The sequence below is a fragment of the Acinetobacter sp. YH12106 genome (assembly GCF_013418995.1).
Classification (GTDB): Bacteria; Pseudomonadota; Gammaproteobacteria; order Pseudomonadales; family Moraxellaceae; genus Acinetobacter; species Acinetobacter pseudolwoffii.
In genome coordinates this window covers 22,717-45,700 of the sequence record NZ_VPAV01000011.1, presented here as the reverse complement: position 1 = coordinate 45,700, position 22,984 = coordinate 22,717, and the positions used below count along the sequence as shown (strand labels likewise).

At 44.9% G+C, this 22,984-nt stretch carries 19 protein-coding genes and 1 pseudogene; 9 read left to right on the top strand and 11 right to left on the bottom strand.

Annotation, left to right across the window (positions count from 1 at the left end; genetic code table 11):
* Positions 1 to 299: 299 nt before the first annotated feature.
* Both FTU45_RS09800 and FTU45_RS09795 read right to left on the bottom strand, forming a co-directional pair.
* Positions 300 to 2,048 carry a SulP family inorganic anion transporter gene (locus FTU45_RS09800; RefSeq protein WP_005170778.1) on the bottom strand — a complete coding sequence of 583 codons (1,749 nt, stop codon included), beginning with the start codon at positions 2,046 to 2,048 and terminating at the stop codon, positions 300 to 302.
* Positions 2,049 to 2,269: 221 nt separating this feature from the next.
* Positions 2,270 to 2,587, bottom strand: a complete 318-nt coding sequence (locus FTU45_RS09795) for a helix-turn-helix transcriptional regulator (protein ID WP_005170781.1) — start codon at positions 2,585 to 2,587, stop codon at positions 2,270 to 2,272.
* 281 nt (positions 2,588 to 2,868) lie between these two features.
* Here FTU45_RS09795 and cysK point away from each other — a divergent pair, with 281 nt between their 5' ends.
* From cysK to FTU45_RS09775, 4 genes are all read left to right on the top strand, one after another.
* On the top strand, positions 2,869 to 3,867 hold the full coding sequence (gene cysK / locus FTU45_RS09790) for a cysteine synthase A (protein ID WP_005170784.1): 999 nt from the start codon (positions 2,869 to 2,871) through the stop codon (positions 3,865 to 3,867).
* 191 nt (positions 3,868 to 4,058) lie between these two features.
* Positions 4,059 to 6,761, top strand: a complete 2,703-nt coding sequence (locus FTU45_RS09785; RefSeq protein WP_180076343.1) for a heavy metal translocating P-type ATPase — start codon at positions 4,059 to 4,061, stop codon at positions 6,759 to 6,761.
* Positions 6,758 to 7,165, top strand: a complete 408-nt coding sequence (cueR, locus tag FTU45_RS09780) for a Cu(I)-responsive transcriptional regulator (RefSeq protein WP_005096982.1) — start codon at positions 6,758 to 6,760, stop codon at positions 7,163 to 7,165. Before FTU45_RS09785 ends, cueR begins: the two co-directional genes overlap by 4 nt.
* Before the next feature lie 74 nt (positions 7,166 to 7,239).
* Positions 7,240 to 7,434: a heavy-metal-associated domain-containing protein gene (locus tag FTU45_RS09775; protein WP_180049352.1), complete on the top strand. Its 195-nt coding sequence runs from the start codon at positions 7,240 to 7,242 to the stop codon at positions 7,432 to 7,434.
* Positions 7,435 to 7,522: 88 nt separating this feature from the next.
* Here the strand turns inward: FTU45_RS09775 and FTU45_RS09770 are convergent, their stop codons facing one another.
* A complete protein-coding gene (locus FTU45_RS09770) occupies positions 7,523 to 8,128 on the bottom strand; it encodes a TetR/AcrR family transcriptional regulator (RefSeq protein WP_180076342.1) in 606 nt (201 codons plus the stop codon).
* A gap of 532 nt (positions 8,129 to 8,660) precedes the next feature.
* On the opposite strand from FTU45_RS09770, the gene FTU45_RS09765 reads away from it, so the two are divergent.
* The 3 genes and pseudogenes from FTU45_RS09765 to FTU45_RS09755 all read left to right on the top strand — a co-directional run bounded on the left by FTU45_RS09765 (position 8,661) and on the right by FTU45_RS09755 (position 13,312).
* The gene (locus FTU45_RS09765; protein WP_180076341.1) at positions 8,661 to 10,442 is read left to right on the top strand and encodes an acyl-CoA dehydrogenase C-terminal domain-containing protein; all 1,782 of its coding nucleotides are present in this window, start codon (positions 8,661 to 8,663) and stop codon (positions 10,440 to 10,442) included.
* 79 nt (positions 10,443 to 10,521) lie between these two features.
* The gene (locus FTU45_RS09760; protein WP_180076350.1) at positions 10,522 to 11,697 is read left to right on the top strand and encodes a thiolase family protein; all 1,176 of its coding nucleotides are present in this window, start codon (positions 10,522 to 10,524) and stop codon (positions 11,695 to 11,697) included.
* Positions 11,698 to 11,814: 117 nt separating this feature from the next.
* Positions 11,815 to 13,312: pseudogene (locus tag FTU45_RS09755) on the top strand (succinate CoA transferase).
* A gap of 88 nt (positions 13,313 to 13,400) precedes the next feature.
* On the opposite strand, the gene FTU45_RS09750 reads toward FTU45_RS09755, so the two are convergent.
* Complete coding sequence (locus FTU45_RS09750) at positions 13,401 to 14,477, bottom strand: putative zinc-binding metallopeptidase (protein WP_180076340.1); 1,077 nt, start codon at positions 14,475 to 14,477, stop codon at positions 13,401 to 13,403.
* A 245-nt stretch (positions 14,478 to 14,722) separates the two neighbouring features.
* On the opposite strand from FTU45_RS09750, the gene FTU45_RS09745 reads away from it, so the two are divergent.
* Together FTU45_RS09745 and FTU45_RS09740 are read left to right on the top strand one after the other, a co-directional pair.
* Entirely contained in the window at positions 14,723 to 15,169 is a 447-nt protein-coding gene (locus FTU45_RS09745) for a GNAT family N-acetyltransferase (RefSeq protein WP_100328589.1), read from the top strand.
* A 116-nt stretch (positions 15,170 to 15,285) separates the two neighbouring features.
* Positions 15,286 to 16,173, top strand: coding sequence for a DMT family transporter (locus FTU45_RS09740; RefSeq protein ID WP_180076339.1), 888 nt, complete (start codon positions 15,286 to 15,288; stop codon positions 16,171 to 16,173).
* Positions 16,174 to 16,241: 68 nt separating this feature from the next.
* Here FTU45_RS09740 and pcaD read toward each other — a convergent pair whose 3' ends face one another.
* The 7 genes from pcaD to benC form a co-directional block, all read right to left on the bottom strand.
* Positions 16,242 to 17,021, bottom strand: coding sequence for a 3-oxoadipate enol-lactonase (gene pcaD, locus FTU45_RS09735; RefSeq protein WP_005170799.1), 780 nt, complete (start codon positions 17,019 to 17,021; stop codon positions 16,242 to 16,244).
* 63 nt (positions 17,022 to 17,084) lie between these two features.
* Positions 17,085 to 18,290: a 3-oxoadipyl-CoA thiolase gene (pcaF, locus tag FTU45_RS09730; protein WP_005096966.1), complete on the bottom strand. Its 1,206-nt coding sequence runs from the start codon at positions 18,288 to 18,290 to the stop codon at positions 17,085 to 17,087.
* Positions 18,291 to 18,416: 126 nt separating this feature from the next.
* On the bottom strand, positions 18,417 to 19,070 hold the full coding sequence (locus tag FTU45_RS09725) for a 3-oxoacid CoA-transferase subunit B (protein WP_100354809.1): 654 nt from the start codon (positions 19,068 to 19,070) through the stop codon (positions 18,417 to 18,419).
* Between the two features lie 19 nt (positions 19,071 to 19,089).
* Complete coding sequence (locus FTU45_RS09720) at positions 19,090 to 19,761, bottom strand: 3-oxoacid CoA-transferase subunit A (protein ID WP_005096964.1); 672 nt, start codon at positions 19,759 to 19,761, stop codon at positions 19,090 to 19,092.
* 43 nt (positions 19,762 to 19,804) lie between these two features.
* Positions 19,805 to 21,019, bottom strand: coding sequence for a benzoate/H(+) symporter BenE (benE, locus tag FTU45_RS09715; RefSeq protein ID WP_180076338.1), 1,215 nt, complete (start codon positions 21,017 to 21,019; stop codon positions 19,805 to 19,807).
* A gap of 60 nt (positions 21,020 to 21,079) precedes the next feature.
* Positions 21,080 to 21,865, bottom strand: a complete 786-nt coding sequence (gene benD, locus FTU45_RS09710) for a benzoate diol dehydrogenase BenD (protein ID WP_100357617.1) — start codon at positions 21,863 to 21,865, stop codon at positions 21,080 to 21,082.
* A gap of 24 nt (positions 21,866 to 21,889) precedes the next feature.
* A complete protein-coding gene (gene benC / locus FTU45_RS09705; RefSeq protein WP_180076337.1) occupies positions 21,890 to 22,906 on the bottom strand; it encodes a benzoate 1,2-dioxygenase electron transfer component BenC in 1,017 nt (338 codons plus the stop codon).
* Positions 22,907 to 22,984: the final 78 nt, after the last annotated feature.

Sequence of the window (22,984 nt, the reverse complement as noted above, 5' to 3'; positions counted from 1 at the left end):
AAATTTGGGAAAAAGTTGCGCTATTTTATACTTAATTTAAACAAGGCTTGAAATATATTTTTATATAAAAAACAAGTTATTGATATAATTGATTTATTCTAAAATTAATCAATATAAAAGAATACTTTTATTTGAAAAAACAATCTAAAGATGCTGAATAAATCATCTCTTTTAAAGTTATATTCATGAAATAAATATCAAAGTTAAATCGATAAATTCAAATTATATTTGAAAATTTAAAAAAGTTTGGCGTCATGACCGGTTTGAATCTCCGGCCATAAGTTTAACGATCTGCTGTCCTAAATCGTATAGTCTTTATGCTGCTCAAAGATTTCTGGAGCCAAGTCCCGAATTGCCTGAAAATGAGTCAGATAAATGTGGCCACTCAGATGAATCATCAGCTTCGAGGCTTGTAGCTTGTCCATCACCGGGCCTTTCACTTCGGCAAAATGCAGTCGAATGTTCAGTTTGGCCAATTCCGCATTTAAATCCTCCAGCATTTCCAAAGCGCTTAAATCAATGGCACTGATACTGGAGCAATTTAAAATCACATGTTGCAACTTGTCATTCAGGCTCATCTGATTGATCAGATAACCTTTGAAGCTATTGGCATTCAGAAAAGTCAGATTTTCATCAATCCGCAGTGACAGCACCCGATCGGAGGTACTGACTTGATGACGCTGAATATTACGAAAATGCTGTGTACCTTCGACCAGTCCGAGCACTGCAATATGCGGACGACTGATTCGCCATAACATCAGGATAAACGTCGATATGATCCCAATAATCAGGCCAGTGGAAATATCAATCAGCACCACACCCAGAAAGGTAATCCACATGGCAATACCATCGGCTTTAGAATAACGCCAGGCATCAAAGAAAGGCCGAAAATCGACCAGTTTCCAGATGGAAACAATAATCGTGGCGGCCAGAATGGTCAGGGGCAGATCTTCAAAAAATCCGGTAAAGAACAGGCTGACGAAAATAATCAGAATGGAGGACAAAACTCCTGCCATGGGGGATTTGGCACCGGCATCGGCATTGACCACGGTACGCGACAGACTGCCAGTAACCGGAAAGGCTGAACTGACGCCTGCACTGATATTGGCAATCCCCAAGGCAATCAATTCCTGATTACTGTTTAAATGACTGCGTTGTTGCAAGGCTGTGGCTTGAGCAATTGACAGTGATTCCACAAAGCTGATCATGGCGATCATGCTGGCACCCGGTAACAAGGTCATGACCAGTTCCCAGTTCCAGTGCGGAAAAGACAAGGGCGGAAAACCGGACGGGATTGCACCCACTGTTTTAATGCCTTGCCCCTTTAAATTCAGAAATACAATCGCTGCAATCCCGAGACATACCAGAATGAGAGGCACAGCCCGTACCAGAAAATCTGTAGAGCCGATCCGGCTTTGTACTGCCTGAGATTTTAGCAACTTGGGCAGATAGATCAGTAAAGCCATCGACAACAGGCCAAATAACAGGCTTGGTAAATGCAGGAGCGGCAGATACTCCAGGAGACTTGTTGTAAATTCTGGAATGTTATTGGCTTTTAAGGGCAGGTCGACCAAGAACTTCAATTGTCCAAAAGCAATTAATAGTGCCGAGGCAATAATAAAGCTCTGAATGACCGGATGACTGATCAGCTGAATTAAGAAACCGAAACGGAATAATCCCAAGAGCAGGGAAATAATACCGACCATGAGTGCTAATAAGGTCGCAGCTTCGATATAGACCGGTGAGCCGACTTCAAACAGTGGATTGAGCGTGGCAAAAGTCATCATTGAAATGATCGCCACCGGGCCAATCGATAAAGTCGAACTGCCACCGAGCAACGCATAAATGATCATTGGCAGGATGCTGGCATATAAGCCCATGATCGGCGGTAAACCGGCCAGCATGGCATAAGCCATCCCCTGAGGAACCAGCATCGCCACGACAATCAGTGCGGCCAGCACATCGGATTTAAATTTGACCGGCGTATAGTCGCTTAACCATGCCCAGGCAGGCAGTCTATGCAGAAGTTTAGACTTGGAATTTGGCATAAAAAGGTCTAAATCACAAATATAGATATATTATGCACAAATTCTGCTAAGAAATCTTAAGGGGTCGAATTTGTGATGATTTATGTTTTTAAAATAAATCAGCTAGGTCTGGCCTCCATTTTCTTGAAGCAGCTATAGCGATTTTCTACAAAGTCGTTATTTCTGCCAGATCAATGGGGTAGAGAAGTGTGTTTTGGCGTTAAATAGTGTTTAAAAATAAACTATTTAATTTGATTCGCACAATACAGCTGATAAAGCGTAGTCAATACCACAATCAAATTTTGATCTTTAATTGAATAATAGATCTGTTTACCATCCCGACGGGTATTCACTACATCACTTTTGCGCAGCATCATCAGTTGCTGGGAAAGTGTCGGTTGTTTAATGTCGGTAATATCTTCAATTTGTGAAACATTCAGTTCCGCTTGAGAGAGATGGCATAAAATAAGGAGACGGTCAGTATTGGCCAGAGATTTTAAAATGCCGACGACCTGTTCTGCTGAATCGCGCATAGTCGTGATTTCAAAATCGGTTTTCATCTCATATGTCCATTATAAAATTACAGCCCGCACATTATAAGGGGCTCGATGATTAATACATTGATATAATATTTAAATATTATCGGGTTTTAATCAGGTTAAATATTAGTTAAAGTTATATTTTAAACGTTGATAAATAATATAAAATCATCGAATTATTTAAAAAATATTTTGGTTTAAATTAATGCGATCAAGTGCAAATTCCATCAAACATCTACAAACGAAAAAAATGCTTGTATGATGTTTAAATGACTTGAACCAATAACATCAGGGATATCATCATGAGTACAGATTCAGCTTTTCCAACACCAAATAATTTAGGGATAGCGGTTTATAGTAATAATGCAGACGCAATTGGAAATACACCGCTAGTTCGTATTAATCGCGTAATTTCAGCTCCGGTGACTGTACTTGCCAAAATTGAAAGCCGTAATCCGGCCTTTTCAGTCAAATGTCGTATTGGTGCAGCATTAATTAACGATGCAGAAAAATCTGGAAAACTCAAACCCGGTATGCACATCGTTGAACCCACCAGTGGCAATACCGGCATTGCATTGGCCTTTGTGGCAGCCGCTAAAGGTTATGAACTGACGCTCACCATGCCTTCAAGCATGAGTATTGAACGCCGTAAAGTAGTCAAAGCTTTAGGAGCCAATCTGGTCTTGACCGATCCGGCCAAAGGCATGAAAGGGGCGATTGAAGCAGCCGAGAGTCTGTTGAATGAGAACCCGGAGCAGTATTTCCTGCCACAACAGTTTGAAAACCCAGCCAATCCTAAAATTCATGAAGAAACCACCGGCCCAGAAATCTGGGAAGCTACGGCGGGTAACGTCGATATTCTGGTCGCAGGTGTCGGAACAGGCGGAACCATTACCGGTATTTCGCGTTACTTTGAGAAAGTTAAAAATAAGCCTCTATATTCGGTGGCGGTGGAACCTGCTGAATCTGCAATTATTGGTCAGGCCAAACGCGGCGAAACGCTGACACCGGGACCACACAAAATTCAAGGTATCGGAGCCAACTTTATTCCGGGCAACCTGGATTTAGATCTGGTCGATGAAGTGATTGCCATTAATAGCGCAGAGGCAATCGAGTGGGCACGCAAAACTGCAGCTCAGGAAGGTATTTTGGTCGGCATTTCAAGTGGTGCGGCCATGGCGGCAGCGGCACAACTGGCTGCACGCCCTGAAAATGCCGGTAAAAATATTGTGGTGATTTTGCCAGATGGCGGTGAACGCTACCTGTCTTCGGTTCTGTTTGAAGATATTTCTGCCGAATAAAATTGATGCATTCAATATTTTAAACACTGCTATAAAAGCCCGAAGTCATCTTCGGGCTTTTATTTGGTTCTTGGATGAGCATCCAATCGCAATACCGCTTTATCTTTCCTAAAATATTTAAATGAAAGACTTGACCTTGCCATGCTGGGAATGTTTAAGCTATAGCATCGGCAGCAAGTTGATGCATGGAGATGGGCATGGCAGAACAAGACAGCATCCGGTTATATGAACAGCAGGTGCAGATTGGCGGTATGACCTGTGCATCCTGCGTGGCTCGGGTCGAAAAAGCCTTGAAAAAAATTGAGGGCGTGGTTGAGGCATCTGTCAACCTGTCGACTGAAAAAGCTTTTATTAAAAGCCAGCAGCCGATTGCTGCCGCTGTGCTAGTTCAAGCAATTGAAAAAACTGGCTTTGATGTACCGACGCAACAGTTTGCTTTGAATATTGAAGGCATGACCTGTGCATCTTGTGTGGCTCGCGTAGAAAAAGCCCTAAAAAAAGTAGAAGGTGTACTGGATGCACACGTGAATCTGGCCACTGAAAAGGCGCATGTGAGTCTAATCAATTCTGTGCCATTGTCCAAGTTGACTCAGGCGGTGCAAAAAGCCGGTTTTGATCTTCAGGCTGACCGGATTGAACTGGCGATTGAAGGCATGACCTGCGCCTCCTGCGTCGCGCGTGTTGAAAAAGCTTTATTAAAAGTAGACGGCGTCAGTACAGCACAAGTCAATCTGGCGACTGAAACTGCTTCGATTCAGGCATCCCGTCAGCACATCCCAGCTTTGATTGCTGCTGTAGAAAAAGCCGGTTTTAAAGCCACAGAAAAAACCAATACACATCTCTCGGCAGATCGCCATGTGGCTTTTCAGGAAAAGAAAGCCACTGAAACCGCGCAACTGAAACGGGATCTTTGGCTTGCTCTTATTCTGGCAGTCCCTGTATTTATTCTAGAAATGGGTTCACATCTGATCCCGGCTTTTCATCATTTTATTGCGCAGACGTTGGGAACCCAGAACAGCTGGTATCTGCAGTTTGTGCTGACCAGTTTGGTGCTGATTATTCCGGGACGGCGTTTTTATCAGCATGGTATTCCGGCTTTATTGCGTTTGGCGCCGGATATGAATTCTCTGGTCGCAGTCGGAACAATCGCAGCTTATGGATTTTCCTGCATTGCGACCTTTTTTCCGCAGCTGTTACCCCAGTCCACCGTCCATGTATATTTTGAAGCGGCAGCTGTCATTGTTGCGCTGATTTTACTGGGGCGGTATCTGGAAGCCAAAGCCAAAGGTAAAACCTCAGAAGCGATTCAGTATCTGGTCGGCTTGCAACCGAAAACCGCACGGGTACAACAGCATGGCAACTGGGTTGATCTGGCGATTGCCGATGTACAACAGGGCATGCTGATTGAAATCCGCCCGGGTGAAAAAGTCGCCGTCGATGGTGAAGTGGTTGCCGGGCAAAGTTATATCGATGAAGCAATGATGAGTGGTGAGCCTTTACCCGTGGCCAAACAGGCCGGGGATCAGGTGGTGGGTGGTACAGTGAACCAGAATGGAACCTTGCAAATCAGGGCCACTGCGGTCGGACAGGATTCTGTACTGGCGCAGATTATTGAGATGGTGGAACAGGCACAAGGCTCGAAACTACCGATTCAGGCGGTGGTGGATAAAGTGACTTTATGGTTTGTACCTGCCGTCATGGCACTGGCGGCCTTGACCTTCATGGTCTGGTTCCTGTTTGGGCCTGAACCCAATCTGACCTATGCATTGGTCAACGCCGTGGCGGTGCTGATTATTGCCTGTCCGTGTGCGATGGGGCTGGCAACGCCGACCTCAATTATGGTCGGAACTGGGCGTGCCGCTGAACTGGGCGTGCTGTTTCGTAAGGGTGAAGCTTTACAGTTATTGCAGCAAACCCAAGTCGTCGCACTTGATAAAACCGGAACCTTGACTGAAGGAAAACCGTTGCTGACGGACTTTGAAGTCACAGCAGATTTTAATCAGCAGACTGTATTGCAACTGGTGGCTTCGGTTGAAGCCAAGTCAGAACATCCGATTGCCCATGCCATTGTTCAGGCAGCTCATGAGCAACAACTGGAACTGAGTGAAGTCACAGATTTTGATTCGATCACCGGCGCAGGGGTCAAGGCACAGGTAGCTGGTCAGCAGCTGCATATTGGGGCTGAACGTCTGATGCAGAACTTAGGTCTAAATGTCGATCTGTTTCGGTCTACTGCACAAAAACTCGGTGATCAGGGCCGTAGTCCCTTATATGTGGCGATCAATCAAAAGCTGGCGGCGATTATTGCCGTCGCGGATCCGATTAAAGCAACTACCTATAGTGCGATTCAGGCCTTGCATGAGCAGGGTCTGAAAGTGGCGATGATCACCGGTGACAATCAGCATACCGCGCAGGCCATTGCCAAACAGCTGAAAATTGATCAGGTAATTGCGGAAGTTTTACCGCATGAGAAAGTGGATGCGGTACATCGACTCCAGCAGCAATATGGCATACTCACTTTTGTCGGGGACGGAATCAATGATGCCCCGGCACTGGCACAGGCTGATGTTGGCATGGCGATTGGTACAGGCACCGATGTCGCGATTGAGGCAGCCGATGTGGTGTTGATGTCAGGTAATTTACAGCATGTGGCCACCGGAATTGGTCTGAGTCAGGCCACCATGCGCAATATCCGGCAGAACCTGTTCTGGGCCTTTGTCTATAATATTGCTTTAATCCCGATTGCCGCCGGGGTGCTCTATCCATTCTGGGGCATCTTGTTATCGCCGATGTTTGCCGCAGGCGCGATGGCATTGTCTTCCGTGTTTGTTGTCACTAATGCTTTGAGATTAAAAGCCTACAAAGCGGTACAGTTCAAGGAGCAAGCAGGATGAATATTGGTCAGGCGGCAAAACGTTCCGGCATCTCTGCAAAAATGATTCGTTATTATGAAGACATCGGATTGTTGCCTGCTGCGAAACGAAGCGATGCAGGTTATCGGGTTTATACTGATGCGGACATTAAAACCTTAAGTTTTATTCAACATGCACGCGAACTCGGCTTTTCTTCAGAGCAGATGAAAGAATTACTCGGCCTGTGGCTGAACAGCTCACGTCAGAGTAGCGAGGTGAAACAGCTGGCCGAAAAACATATCCAGTTTTTACAACAGAAAATTGCCGATATGCAGCATATGCTGGTGATATTACAGCAATCGGTGGAGCAGTGTGCCGGCAATGAACAGTCCGATTGCCAGATTCTAAAACAGATTGAACAGGGTGTCGTCCCTGAGCAGCACTGAGCTGATCTGCAGCTCAGGTTAAATATAATCTGCCCAATCACATTAATTTTTAAAGCGATCCTATGGAGCTAAATATGAAATTCCGTATTGAAAATATGACTTGTGGTGGTTGTGCGCGTAGTGTCACTGCAACGATTAAAGACCTGGATGAAAATGCCACTGTTAATATTGATGTGGTGAGCAAACTGGTGGAAGTTGACTCGACTGTGAGCGAAGCTGAAATTGTGGCAGCTTTAACTGAAGATGGTTTTCCACCAGTAAGCGCCTGATTTTCAAGTTCTGTAATGGCTATTGATATAGCTAAACAAAAAATGCCTGATTGAGTCAGGCATTTTTTTGATTTATAAAAGATTACGATTATACCGAGGAGATTTTATCCGGGGTCATCAATGCCTGATTCACATACAGTTTGATCAGACGTTCACGCGAACCAATTGCTTTTTGATAATGGGTCGAATTTAATAATAATGACGCACCATAAGTCACCGTCCAGATATAGGATAAATAATCCCGAATCGACATGGCACTTTCGAGTGAAACCAGATAATCATGGGTCATGTCTTTAATCCGGATAATCCGTTCTTCGCGAATCCGATAAAGCTCCTGAAATAAATCTTTCAGATTCTTTTCATTATTGGTTAAACGCTCTTCAATCACATGCAACAGGATGGTGCGATTGGAATTGAGCATGTGATAGAGCATATATTGCGAAACATAATTTTTAATATCGTTATTATATTTTTTTGATATTTCCAGAATTCTTTTTTCATTCAGAATAATTAGTTCTAAATATAACTGGTTCTTGCTTTTGAAATGCTTGTAGATCGTTCCTTTCGCGATGTCCAGTTCACTGGCAAGTTCACTCAGGGTAATGTCCTGATTATTGTCCAGTAGCAGGCTTTCAGCCATGCTCAGGATCTTCTCTTTACGAAGAAGGAAGTTCTGCTGTCTTACAGTCGTCATCTTCTTGGTCCATATTTTTCGAAAAAGAACCTTTCAAGAATATTCAATTTTACCCAAGATAGCTATAAAACTAAGGTCGTGATATTTATCTAAATTTGTATATTTATACAACATTTGGGTACAGCGTAAAATCTCTATAACGCGTTGCTAAAAATCTTGTCAAGAAAACTGAACCCTAGAGATCAACTTTGCTAAATAAAATTCCATTTTCAGCATAATTATTTTATTGTTTCAGCACATCAAGTGAAATCATTATTCGGTTTAAGACCGTCCTGGCAAAGGATTATAGTGGTGAATAAAGAATCATTTTAAGCCTGCTTGGTTCAGTAAATAACGGTGACATAAAGCTTGGGTTTTTAAATTTTATGTCGCTTATTTAGTTGAATGAGATTTACTGCTGGATTAATTCGAGATGATGATTTTCGATTGATATGCATTGATTGAAGTAAAATCATAAAAAAGATTTTCATTAATCAATGATTATAAAACGCTCAGCAACAGAATTGAGTATCACCAGTTAAGGAATGTAAGAATGCCTATTTATAATGCGCCGCTAAAAGACATGGAATTTATTTTAAATGATGTGTTTCAAGCTGAACAATTTTGGCAAGGTAATGAAAATCTTGCACATTTAGATATGGCAACTGCAAATGCAATTCTGGAAGAGATGGCCAAATTTTCCAAGAATGTCATTCTTGACCTGAATCGTCCTGCGGATGAAGAAGGTGGTGCTCAGTTTAAACATGGTGAAGTGACCACACCTACAGGCTTTAAAGATGCCTTTAAGCAGTTTGCTGAAGGTGGCTGGGTAGGTTTAGGTGCCAGTGAAGAATGGGGCGGGCAGAATATGCCAAAAATGCTGACCGTGCTGGCCGATGAAATGATCTGGAGTACCAATCCATCATTTATGCTTTACCCGCTGTTAACCGTGGGTGCAGGCATGGCGATTAATGATCGTGCTTCACAAGAACAGAAAGAAACTTATTTACCAAAATTCTATACAGGCGAATGGTCGGGCACCATGTGTCTGACTGAGCCACATTCAGGTACTGATCTTGGCATAATCAAAACCAAGGCTGAACCCAATGAAGATGGCAGCTATAACATCAGCGGTACCAAAATCTTTATTACCAGCGGTGAACATGACCTGAGTGAAAATATCATTCATCTGGTGTTGGCAAAAACACCAAATGCACCCGCCGGTTCACGTGGCATTTCCCTGTTTATTGTGCCGAAATTTCTGGTGAATGCAGATGGTTCACTCGGTGAACGTAATGCAGTATCTGCGGGTTCAATCGAACATAAGATGGGAATTAAAGGCTCAGCGACCTGCGTCATGAACTTTGATGGTGCCAAAGCTTATATGGTCGGTAACGAAAATGAAGGACTGGCCGGCATGTTCGTGATGATGAACTACGAACGTCTGTCGATGGGAATTCAGGGCATTGGCGCGGCAGAATTTGCTTATCAGAATGCGGCACAATATGCGACAGACCGTTTACAGGGACGCGCCTCGACCGGTGCGAAATCACCGGAAAAACCAGCCGATTCGATTCTGGTACATGGTGATGTGCGCCGGATGTTGCTGAATGTGCGCGCCAACAATGAAGCATCTCGTGCCTTTGCTGTCTATGTCGGTCAGCAGCTGGATATCACCAAATATTCGACCGATGCTGAAGCGGTGCGTAAAGCGACCGACCGTGTGGCTCTGTTAACCCCAATTGCCAAAGCATATCTGACTGATAAAGCATTGGATTCTGCACTGGAAGCGCAAATGTGCTTCGGTGGTCATGGTTATATCCGTGAATGGGGTATGGAACAATGTATTCGCGATCTGCGCATTTCACAGATTTATGAAGGCACCAATGGCGTACAGGCAATTGACCTGATTGGCCGTAAAACCACCAAATGTAAAGGTGCTTATATCGCAGAGTATATCGCTGAAATCCGCGAGTTCGCCCAAGGTCTGGATGATTCATTGACGGTTAAAACGGCGACATTAGAGACCTGTCAGCAACTGGAAGACGTCACCAGCTTTATCGTCGAGCAGTCTCAACTGAATCCGGACTTTGCCAACTCGATTGCTGTCGATTATCTGCATGCGGTGGGTCTGCTCAGCTTTGTATATATGTATGCGCGTATCAGCAAAGCTGCAGCAACGAAAGACGATAGCTACTTCCAGAACAAATTGGTACTGGCGAATTATTATGTCGCCAAAGTTCTCCCGGATTTGAATGCCCGAATCCAGCGTATTCAGGCAGGTGCAGAACTGGTCATGCAATTACCTGAAGACTATTTCACTGCACAGGCTTAAACAGGCAAGTATTGCGAAGGACAAACACCGCAGAGCTTCTGCTGTGCGGTGTTAAATAACAATGATGAAAAAGGATGAGATTAGAATGATTGTAATTGTAGAAGCTGTACGTACCGCAATGGGCGGTTTTCAAGGCTCACTTTCAAGCTGTACGGCGCCTGATTTGGGTGCTGTGGCGATCAAGGAAGCTGTAGCTCGTGCAGGTTTAACTGCAAACGATATTGATGAAGTCATTATGGGCTGTGTACTGCCGGCGGGTTTAAAACAGGGCCCGGCACGTCAGGCCATGCGTCAAGCCGGCTTACCGGATTCAACAGGTGCCACCACGATCAATAAAATCTGTGGCTCAGGCATGAAAGCGGTGATGCAGGCAGCAGATGCAATCAAAGCGGGTTCGGCTGAAATTGTGGTCGCAGGTGGCATGGAATCTATGTCTAATGCGCCATATTTGATGGACAAGGCACGTGCCGGTTTCCGTATGGGACATGGCAAAGTCACGGATCACATGTTTCAGGAAGGTCTGGAAGATGCAGAAACAGGTCTGTCGATGGGAATTCTGGCACAGGAAATGGCAGATAAAAAAGGTTATACACGCGAACAACAGGACGATTATGCCATTGGCTCATTAAATAAAGCGGTGACGGCTGTTCAGCAAGGCTTCTTTAAAGATGAAATCGTAGCAGTCACTGTCAGCAACCGTAAAGGCGATGTGGTGGTTGAGCAGGATGAACAACCTTTAAATGCCAAAGCAGACAAAATTCCAAGCTTGCGTCCAGCCTTCAAAAAAGACGGAACCATTACCGCAGCAAATGCCAGTTCAATTTCAGACGGTGCTTCAGCACTGGTGGTCACCTCTAGTGAAATTGCTGCACAGCGTAACTTAAAACCGCTGGCTAATATTCTGGCCTATGCCAGCCATTCGCAGCATCCTTCGGAATTCACCATTGCACCTGTCGGTGCGATTGAAAAAGTGCTGAAAAAAACCGGTTGGGATGCCGCCGATGTGGACCTTTGGGAAATCAATGAGGCTTTTGCCATGGTGACGATGCTAGCCATTGATGGCTTTGAACTGGATACTGCAAAAGTCAACATCAACGGTGGCGCATGTGCGCTCGGTCATCCACTGGGGTCTTCTGGTTCCCGTATTATTGTGACCTTGATTCATGCCTTAAAACGTACTGGTGGCAAGAAAGGTATTGCCGCACTGTGTATCGGGGGCGGTGAAGCAACTGCGATTGCAGTGGAACTGGTTTAAGTCCAGCCAAAATTCAATGCTCGAATTAGCAAAATTAATTATTGATTGATTCAGACGCTAATGCTCTTGGTTCACCAGGAGCAGACGCCTCTTTATTTTATATTTTTGAGATTTTTTATGAACGGTTTAGAGCGCATTCGTTTGCTCCCATTACAAGATAAAGTCGTATCTGTCGAAAAAGCACTACAACTGATTCAAGATGGCGATGTAGTTGGTTTAAGTGGTTTTGGGGGGGGCAGGTGAAGCGAAAACTGTGCCTTTGGCCTTGGCTGAATATGCACAGAAGTATCCAAGTCATATTACCTTGGCGACAGGCGCAAGTCTGGGGAACCGGATTGATGGAAAACTCAATGAAGCACATGTCATAACCCGCCGTTATCCTTATCAGGCAGATCCTTCTTTACGTAAAGCGATTAATGCCGGTGAAGTGATGTATGTCGATCAGCATCTCTCTGAACTGGCCGATAATATCCGTCATAAAAACTTGCCAGCGATTAATGTGGCTGTAATTGCTGCAACTGCGATTACTGAAGACGGTCAGATTATTCCGACAGGCTCTTGCGGAAATTCTGCAAATTTCATCGAAATGGCAGATCGGGTCATTATTGAAATTGATATGACGATTAATCCCGTACTAGAAGGTGTTCACGATATCTATGTACCTCAAGCGCGCCCAAACCGCGAGCCAATTCCTCTGACTCAAGCCAGTGACAAAATTGGAACAATCGGGATTCATGTTGCACCTGAAAAAATTTCTGCGATTGTCATCAATGAGATTCCAGACACGTCCTTTGGCATGGACGAACCGGATCAAGAAACGCTGGCGATTGCCAGTCACCTGATTCATTTCTTTGAACAGGAAGTGGCAGCAGGGCGTTTACCTGAAAATCTGGGGCCGCTGCAATCCGGTGTGGGCTCCGTGGCCAATGCGGTCTTTGCCGGCTTCGAACATTCCAATTTCAATAATCTGGAAATGTATTCTGAAGTCTTGCAGGATTGCACTTTCCAGCTTATCGATTCAGGCAAGATGACCTTTGCTTCAGGTTGCTCCATGACCCTGACCGATGACTGTGCCGCACGAGTGATGAACAATTTTGATCGATACAAAGATAAAATTGTCTTGCGTCCACAGGAACTTTCCAATAATCCTGAACTGATTCGCCGTCTCGGGATTATTGCGATTAATACAGCACTTGAGTTTGATATTTACGGAAATGTGAATTCAACCCATGTTACTGGAACCAAGATGATGAACGGCATTGGAGGCTCGGGAGATTTTACCCGTCATGCGCATATTGCCATCTTTGTGACCAAATCCTATGCCAAAGGTGGTGCGATTTCTTCAGTCGTTCCCCTAGTCAGCCATACCGACCATACCGATCATGACGTTGATATTCTGGTGACTGAGCAAGGTTTGGCAGATCTGCGCGGTTTGGCACCGCGTGAACGTGCCCGCAAGATTATCGATATCTGTGCTCATCCAGATTACCGCGAAAGTTTAAATTATTATTTTGAGCGTGCCTGTGCGCGTGGTGGTCAGACACCGCATTTGTTGAATGAAGCTTTGTCTTGGCATGCCCAATTTGAAGAAACCGGTTCAATGAAAACCGCTTAATACGTTTAATCACATTGATCGTCAAATAAAGCCCGTCGTATACGGGCTTTATTCATTTTATTACATTCAGTTTTTTGTCGTTTAGAGATCATTTGGATGATTTAAAAACTTTTTCCAGTACATGCCGATGTATAAATCGAAGCTTGTCTTTTACCGCTTCGGTCAGCTTGAATGGGTAGGCGTCTTCCAGACCCATACAACGGTTCAAGGCATTTAAATTAAAGGTTAAGGTAACCCAGTTTGCAAGAATATGTTCAACATCCTGTCCGCCAATTGGACATTCTTTAAAATCCATGCTGGCCAGATAGCCACCATTGCCAATAACGCGGATTCCAGCATAGTAAGCAGTTTCCAGTGTTTCCATCATATGCAGATAATGCGCCCAGGTTTCTGCCCAGTCTTCCCAAGGATGTGCGGTGGCATAAGCACTAATATAGTTTTCCTGCCAGTTGATCGGGGCGCCGTCATTATAATAAGTTTGCAGCGCCTCACTGTAATTTTGCCGCTCATCACCAAAATAGTGACGAAACTCTTCAATCAGTTCCGGATGTAAGTGTTGCATCAGTGCAAAATAGTAATGTCCGCTTTCATGGCGAAAATGGCCCAATAAAGTCCGGTAATTTTCTCCCATATTCACGCGCGTTGTTTCACGATACACCACATCCGCCTCAATCGCATTTAAGGTAATCACACCATTGGCATGACCAATCAAAACCGGCTGATCATCTTCAGGCAGTAAAAAATCAAAACGCAGGCCAAATGGATCATCTTCAGATTTTTTGGGGCGTGGCATCATGTTCATACGCTGCGCCAAATAAAGGAAGCGGCGTTTGGCCTCTTCCAGTCGAAACCAGTAAATCAGGTTCTCTGAATTTTCCAGATCAGGAATCACATGAGTGAGTTGACAGGACTCACAAAAATCTTCATCTTCATTACTGGGAATCATCCAGTTACATACCTGATAGTGCGTATAGTTATGACAGGGTTTATAACTGGCATGATGATAATTTTTGGAGACTGGAATCCATTGATCAGCACTCTGCTTTTTAAATGAGCACAATTCTTTTTCCGAAGCGACATAGCCGATTGGTGACATACAATGATCACAGACTGATTTGTAAAAAAATAGCTGTTGCTGGCAGACGGCGCATTCAAAATGTTTCATCTAAACTCCCTGTAGGGAAGCAAACTGTCTAGAATGCCTACCTAAATTTCATCCTATTGTAATAACATCATAAAAATTTTAATAAAAACTCTATATGGCTGAATTGTAAGTGGAGGATGCTTGGCATTATATTGTGAGCTAAATAACTTGTTATTTTTAATAGAAAAAGATTGCTTAGAGAAATACAAATTGACAGATGATCTGTTTTTGCAAAAAAGCCAGGTTAAGGTGAAATTTAAAATAATATGAAAATTAGAAAAGCTACTGTTCAGGATACATCTGCTATCGTAGAAGTCATTGCGCCATTTGTAGAGGCTGTCACTACGGCAGAAGAGGGACGCTTACGTTTTAAAGCTGAAGTAATTCAAACCATCTTTGAACGGCCAGATATTTATTATTATGTGGCTGAAATTGACTGCAGAATAGTCGGTGTTGTGGCTTATATAGCGCCGGCACATTTCATGCATTTTTTCTTGAATAAGGCTTATCAAGGTCAAGGTTACGGTCGCCAAATGTGGCGCTTTTTAGAAAATCAGATTCGTAGCCAAGGTCATCAATCTATTACTGTAAAATCCAGTTTATATGCTTTGGATATTTATAAACGCTTCGGTTTTGTTGAAATGGGCGAATACACTGAGGAAAATGGCATTCGTTTTATTCCCATGCGAAAAGACTATTTAGCTGAAATTTAAACTATCTAAAAACAATCCAAACTTTCCGCTATTCACCTTCACTCCATTTTTAATTAGTCATGCCTTTTACTTAGGCATAGAATTGGTTCACTTTTGTTATATATGCAAATCATTTTATGGCAATCAGTTGGATCTTTTTCACCTTAATGGCTGCATTTATGCAGGCATGGCGCAATGCATTTCAAAAACAGCTGAGCACTACGGTCGATGTTTGGGGGGTCACGCTGGCACGGTTTATCTTTGCCTTACCTTTTGCCATGGTCTATCTATACAGCCTGTATCACTTCAAGCCCGTTGAAAATATTATCCATTTTACTCCCAGGTTTTGGGTCTATATTGTGATTGCCGGTTCGAGCCAGATTTTAGCAACTGCATTGATGGTGAAGCTGTTTCAACAAAAAAATTATGCGATTGGGGTCGGTTTGGCTAAAAGTGAAGCCATTCTTGCCGCCGTCATTGGTGTCGTGTTTTTAGCCGATCATTTATCGGTACTGGCCTGGATCGGTGTGGTACTCGGTGCTTATGCTGTATTCCTGCTGAGTAAAGGCCAGCAGATCAGTGGATTTTCTGCCCAGACCTTAGCGATTGGAATCGGCAGCGGCTTAAGTTTTGCGATTACCTCACTCTTGGTCAGGGAGGCGAGTCTGGAGCTAAGCACATTGCCAACTGTCCATCGTGCTGCATGGGTACTGCTGATGGTCATCAGTTTTCAATGCATCAGTATGCTGATCTATCTGAGTCTATTTAGCCGCCAGACTTTAGTGGCCATGTGGCAACGCTTGAGATTAACCTTTAAAGTCAGCGTGTGCAGCTTTATGGCATCGCTGGGCTGGTTTACTGCCATGAGCATGATGAGTGTGCCCGTTGTCAAAACACTAGGTCAAATCGAGATTTTATTTAGTATGCTGATTTCTGCATATTTCTTTAAGGAGAAACTGGCACGTGCCGAGCATTGGGGGCTGGGCTTGGTGGTGATCGCTGCGATTTTGGTCATTTGGGCTTAATGCTGACTCCATCTTGATAAAAAAAAGCCACTGATGATGATCAGTGGCTTTTTCCTTTTTTGAGCAGTTTAAGCTGCAATAAATGCCTGAACTGCCTGATTAAACGCTTCAGGTTGCTCGACATTGGAAATATGCGATGCATTGATTTCAAACAGTTGGCTATTGGCAATGCTGGCTTGCATCGACTGACCATCAGCAACAGTCGTTACAGGATCTTGCTGACCTGCCACAATCAATACAGGAACTGAAATTGTCTTTAACTGTTCACGTAAATCCGCTTTAGCCAAAGCTTCACAGCAACTCGCATAACCTTCCGGGCTGCCAGCTCCAAGGTCGTTTGAAAGTTCTGCAACAATTGCTGCGTTGCTTTGAATAAAGGGTTCGGTAAACCAGCGTGATGCTGCGGTCGATGCAATCGGTGCCAAGCCTTGCTCACGCACCAGTGCAGCACGTTCCAGCCAGGCCTGTTCCTGACCGATTTTGGCTGCCGTATTACACACAATCACTTGGTTAAAGCGTTCTGGGCGGTTAATTGCCAGCCATTGGCCAGTCAGACCACCCATGGAAATGCCACAGAAAGCAGCTTTCTGGATATTTAAATGATCCAGTAGATTCACTACATCTTGACCCAGTTGATCCAGGGTATATGGCCCTTGTGGTGCGCTCGAGCCACCGTGACCACGGGTGTCATAACACACCACGAAATAATCTTTCTGGAAAAATTCAATTTGTGGCTGCCACATGCTGAATTTGGTGCCCAATGAATTGGAGAACACAATTGCAGGTTTAGAGGCATCCCCAAAAGTCTGGTAATTAATTTGTGCATCGTTAGATGTAAATGTTGGCATTAAAATCCCTCCCGACCTCCCTTTAAAAAAGGGAGGGGAAATTTTCATTAAGTGATATTGCTTTTAGACGCGTTCGATAATCAAAGCAATACCTTGACCGACACCAATACACATTGAACATAGTGCATATTGACCGCCAGTTTGTTCCAGCTGGTTCAAGGCAGTGGTCACCAGACGTGCACCAGAGGCGCCGAGTGGATGACCCAAGGCAATTGCGCCACCGTTCGGATTGACTTTTTCCGAGCCGTCTTCAATGCCTAGATCACGGGTACATGCCAGTGCTTGGGCCGCAAAAGCTTCATTCAGTTCGATCACATCCATCTGCTCTAGCGTTAAGCCGGTTTGAGCAAGTAGCTTTTTGATAGCAGGTGCCGGGCCAAAGCCCATGATGCGCGGCTCAACACCCACAACTGTTGAGCCAATAATTTTGGCACGTGGTTTTAAACCGTATTGCGCAATCGCTTCATCAGACGCGATCAGTAGGGCGGCAGCACCATCGTTAATGCCTGAAGCATTACCGGCTGTAACTGTACCATCTGCTTTGACCACAGGTTTCAGTTTTGCCAGAGCTTCTGCAGTGGTAGAGGCACGTGGATGTTCATCTTTATCTACGACCACCGGATCGCCTTTACGTTGTGGAATCACCACCGGAATGATTTCTTTATCAAAGAAACCCTTGGCTTGTGCTGCGGCTGTACGTTGCTGGCTGCTCAGGGCAAATTTGTCCTGATCTTCACGGTTAATCCCAAACTGTTCAGCGACATTTTCAGCCGTTTGCGGCATGGTTTCTACACCGTACATGTCTTTGAGTTTCGGGTTAATGAAACGCCAGCCCATGGTGGTATCTTCGATTTTCTGACTACGGCCATAGGCGGTTTCTGATTTGCCCATGACAAAGGGTGCACGAGACATTGACTCGACACCACCGGCAATGATCAGATGGGCTTCACCCGCTTTAATCGCACGCGCAGCCATGGAGATAGTATCTAGCGATGAACCACATAGGCGGTTGACTGTAGTTGCAGGCACTTGATAAGGCACACCTGCAAGCAGCGCTGACATGCGGCCAACGTTACGGTTATCTTCACCGGCCTGGTTGGCACAGCCATAGATCACATCATCGACCTGTTCCCAGTTCACCGATGGATTACGTTCTATTAAGGCCTTGATTGGAAGTGCACCGAGATCATCAGTACGAACAGGAGCGAGGCCACCGGCATAACGGCCGAATGGGGTACGGATGGCATCGATAATATATGCGTTTTTCATGTTTTTACTTTCCAAATCTTTGAATCCCTCCCAACCTCCCTTTACTAAAGGGAGGCGTTTTTCCCGGAATTTAAAGGGTGAAAGTCCCTCCTTTAATAAAGGAGGGATTTAGGGAGGATTTATGAATTAGTTTTGAGTCGCATCAATCAGCTTGGCGCCAGTCAATGACTGCAATTCTTCGAATGACAGACCTTCGACTTTCTCAATCACTTTCATGCCTTCGCTGGTGATATCAATCACACACAGGTCGGTATAGATACGATCCACACATTTCAAACCAGTCGCCGGATAAGACAGTTCAGCCACAATTTTTGGCTCGCCTTTCTTCGTGACGTGATCGGTGGTGATGAAAACTTTCTTGGCACCCACAGCCAAATCCATTGCACCGCCCACAGCCGGAATCGCATCCGGTGCGCCAGTATGCCAGTTGGCCAGATCACCATTTTCAGCAATCTGGAAGGCACCCAATACCGCGATGTCTAAGTGACCGCCACGCATCATTGCGAAAGAATCACCGTGATGAAAGAAAGAACCGCCTTCCAGTAAGGTTACGAATTCTTTGCCGGCATTGATCAGCTCAGGATCGCGGTCTTCTTCAGCAGGAGGAGGACCGAATGCCAACAGGCCATTTTCAGAATGCAGGAATACATCTTTATCTGAAGGCAGGTAGCTGGAAATTTTGGTTGGCAAGCCGATGCCCAGGTTGACATAGGCACCATCAGGAATGTCTTGTGCCACACGTTCAGCGATCTGGTCACGGGTCAGTTTGGTATAGCTCATTATTTATCTCCGATGCCAATTATTGTGCAGGTTTAACTTGAACAACGTGTTGAACAAAAATTCCCGGGGTGATGATGTGCTCTGGATCCAGTGCACCGAGTTCCACGACTTCAGACACCTGAGCAATGGTGATATCTGCGGCCATCGCCATGATCGGGCCAAAGTTACGGGCAGATTTGCGATATACCAGATTGCCCCAACGGTCGCCTTTAGAGGCTTTAATCAAAGCAAAGTCCGCTTTAATTGGATTTTCTAAAACGAAGTCTTTGCCTTCGTAATTTAAAGTCGGTTTGCCTTCAGCCAGCAAGGTACCAAAACCGGTAGGCGTGTAGATTGGACCTAAGCCCATACCTGCGGCCTGAATACGGCAAGCCAGATTACCTTGAGGAACCAGTTCCAGTTCGATCTTACCTGCACGGTAAAGTTCATCGAATACCCAGGAATCAGACTGACGCGGGAAAGAGCAAATGATTTTACGTACAGCCCCGGCTTTCAGCAGTTTCGCCAAACCGTAGTCGCCATTGCCGGCATTGTTATTGACGATAATTAAGTCTTTGATACCCAATTCGATCAGACCATCAATCAGTTCAGCAGGCTGACCTGCTGTACCGAAACCACCAATCATGATGGTTGAACCATCTTTGATCTGGGAGAGTGCTTCTTTCAATGATAATGAACTTTTATCTATCATAATCTGGTCCTTTCATATCCTAAACTTATGGATGTCTTTAAACTCATTTTGAATCTGATGCTGCAAGCGGAACAGCGTTACGGTCTTTCTGTGACAATACAAAGTGCGCCACCAAACCAATACAAATCCCCCAAAAGACTGAGCTCAGTCCAAGGAACTGCATACCAGATGCAGTCGCCAAAAAGGTGATTAGGGCAGCATCACGTTGTGATTCTTTGCCCATTGCAACGGAAATATTGGTGGCAATTGCACCGAGCAATGCCAGTCCTGCCAAAGCCGCAATGAGTTCTTTGGGCATCAGGCTAAACAGCATGACAATGCTGCCGGCAAATAAGCCGCCTAAAATATAAAAAAGCCCATTGGCCACGCCGGCGATATAACGCTTTTCTTTCAGTTCATGGGCATCTTTACCCAAACATAAAGCAGCCGTGATTGAGGCCAGTACAATGGTAATGCCGCCTACACAGGCCACCGCAAGCGAAGCAATACTGGTCACACTAATAATAGGTTTGGCCGGCATGTCATAACCGCTGAGCTTGATAATGCTCATGCCTGGTAAAAACTGGCCAGAAAGACTGACTAAAATCAACGGTAGTGCCAGATTCAAGGTAGAGTTCCAGGTCCATTCCGGGGCAATAAATTGTGGAATCGCCAAGCTAAAATCAGCGTTCACCGGGTTAATTTTACCCAGTAACAGACTTAAAACCACACCTGCCACCAATACCCAAACCATGGCATAGCGTGGGCTGAAACGCTTGGCCAGTAAAAATACTGCCAGCATGCCAAACACAATGTAGGGCATGGTATCGGTTGCCGTAAACAGACCTAAACCAAACTGCAATAAAATCCCGGCCATCATTCCGGCAGCCACTTCCTGAGGAATCCAGGACAGCAATTTGTCGAAATAACCGGTGATCCCAATGAAAAAAATCACCACGGCAGAGGTGATATAGGCAGCAACCGCTTCATTGAGCGAAATATCAGGAAAAAGCGTGACTAATAAAGCCGTTCCGGGTGCAGACCAGGCAGTCACCACCGGTATTTTGTATTTAATCGATAAGAAAATACCGGCAAGTGCAGCACCAATAGAAATTCCCCAAATCCATGAAATCATCATGTCTGGGGAAACTTGGGCTTGTTGAGCAGCCTGGAAAAAAATGATTAGTGGGCCTGAATAGGAAATCAGGACTGCTAAAAATCCTGCAACAGTCGCTGAAATTGACCAATCATTTTTTAATGTCTGAAACAGGGTGTTCATTGGTGATGTGCCTCCTTGCGTCAAACCATGATCCTGTTAAAAAAAAGTCATGATCAGGACTTAGCCCTGATCACCACCACCGACCGGTACGACGGTACCAGTCATATACGATGATTCATCCGAAGCCAGGAATACAATGGCATTCACCTGTTCCTGAATCGTACCGTAGCGACCCATAAAAGTACGGTCAATGGTCTGATCAACCACTTGCTGCATCCAGTCTTTTTCTGATTCAGTCAGCGGATTGGCATTGCGTGGCACTTTACGCGGTGGTGCTTCGGTACCGCCAGTTGCGATCGCATTGACACGAATTCCATCTTTGGCATGTTCAAAGGCGAGGGAAGCGGTCAAACCGTTCACACCACCTTTAGATGCTGAATATGGAACACGGTTAATACCACGTGTGGCAATAGAAGATACGTTTACAATTGTACCTTTCTGATTTTTAATCATTTCTGGAAGAACTGCACGGCAGCACCACAGCGTTGGGAACAGTGAACGGTTCACTTCCTTGATAATTTCCTCTTCAGAAAATTCTTCGAAAGGCTTCATCCAAATCGCGCCACCAACATTGTTGATCAGGACATCGACACGGCCATAAGTTTGCAGCGCTTTGGCGACAACAGATTCTGCGCCGGCAAAGGTTTCCAGATTGGCTTTGACAGTAATCGCATCACCGCCAGTGGCTTCAATTTCAGCCAGAACTTCCTCTACAAAAGGGGAAAGATCCGCCATGACGACTTGTGCGCCTTCGCTTGCCACTTGCAGCGCTACACCGCGCCCGATGCCTTGGGCAGCACCGGTCACGATCACGACTTTATTTTCAAATCTTTTTGCACGGTTCATTCTATTCTCCGGTTCAGTCTGAACTTAGTTTGCAGAGAATTTTTCAAACAGGAAGTTTGCAGGTTTAACGCCTTCAGCATCTAACCAGCCGCGAACTGCTTCAACCATTGGCACAGGACCACACAGATAAATATCCACATCACCCGCATTGAGCCATTCTTTTTCGATATGACCGGTCACATAGCCTTTACGCTCATGATTAGATTCTGGATTTGCAATCACAGTACGGTATTCGAACCAAGGGAATTTATCTTGCAGCTCATTTAGTTTTTCAATCGCCACCAGGTCAAAATCATTGGTCACACCAAACACCAGACGCACTGGATGTTCTGAACCTTTTTCTTCTAAGACTTGCAGCATCGACATAAACGGCGCGATCCCTGTACCACCCGCGAGCATCAGCACTGGACGGGTCACATTACGCAGGTAGAAGCTACCAAATGGACCCGTGAAAGTCATTTTGTCGCCAGCTTTGGCATTGACGCTTAAAAATTCACTCATTTTACCGTTTGGCACGTTACGTACCACAAACCCGGTTAAACGGTTACCTGGTTTTGAACTGAATGAATAAGAACGGGTTTCAGTCGTTCCCGGGATACCGACATTGACATATTGACCTGCAAGGAAGTGAATGTCTGCCTGACCTTCGTCTAACTGAATATCAAAAGTAATAGTCGAGTCAGATAAGTTCTCTACGCGTGCCAAAGTACCCTGGAACGCGTGAATTTCAGTTTTACAAACTTCTGATGAGGCTTGAATCTGGAAAACTGCGTCTGAAGTCGGTTTACACTGACAGGCCAGAATATAGCCTTCTGCAGCTTCTTCAGGTGTTAATGCATCTTCAATATAAGTTTCTTCAGGCATGTCAAACGAACCTGATTCACAAAACGCACGACACGTTCCACAAGCACCATCACGGCAGTCCAAAGGAATATTGATCTTTTGACGGTAAGCTGCGTCTGACAGGGTTTCTCCGTCAGAAACAGAAATAAAACGTGTAACGCCATCTTCAAATTGAAGTGCAACATTGTGGTTTGACATGGCTGAATATCCTATATAAATCTTTGTAACTAAGCCTCTCAGTCAATTTTCCATCTGACTGAAAGGCTTGACCTAGCT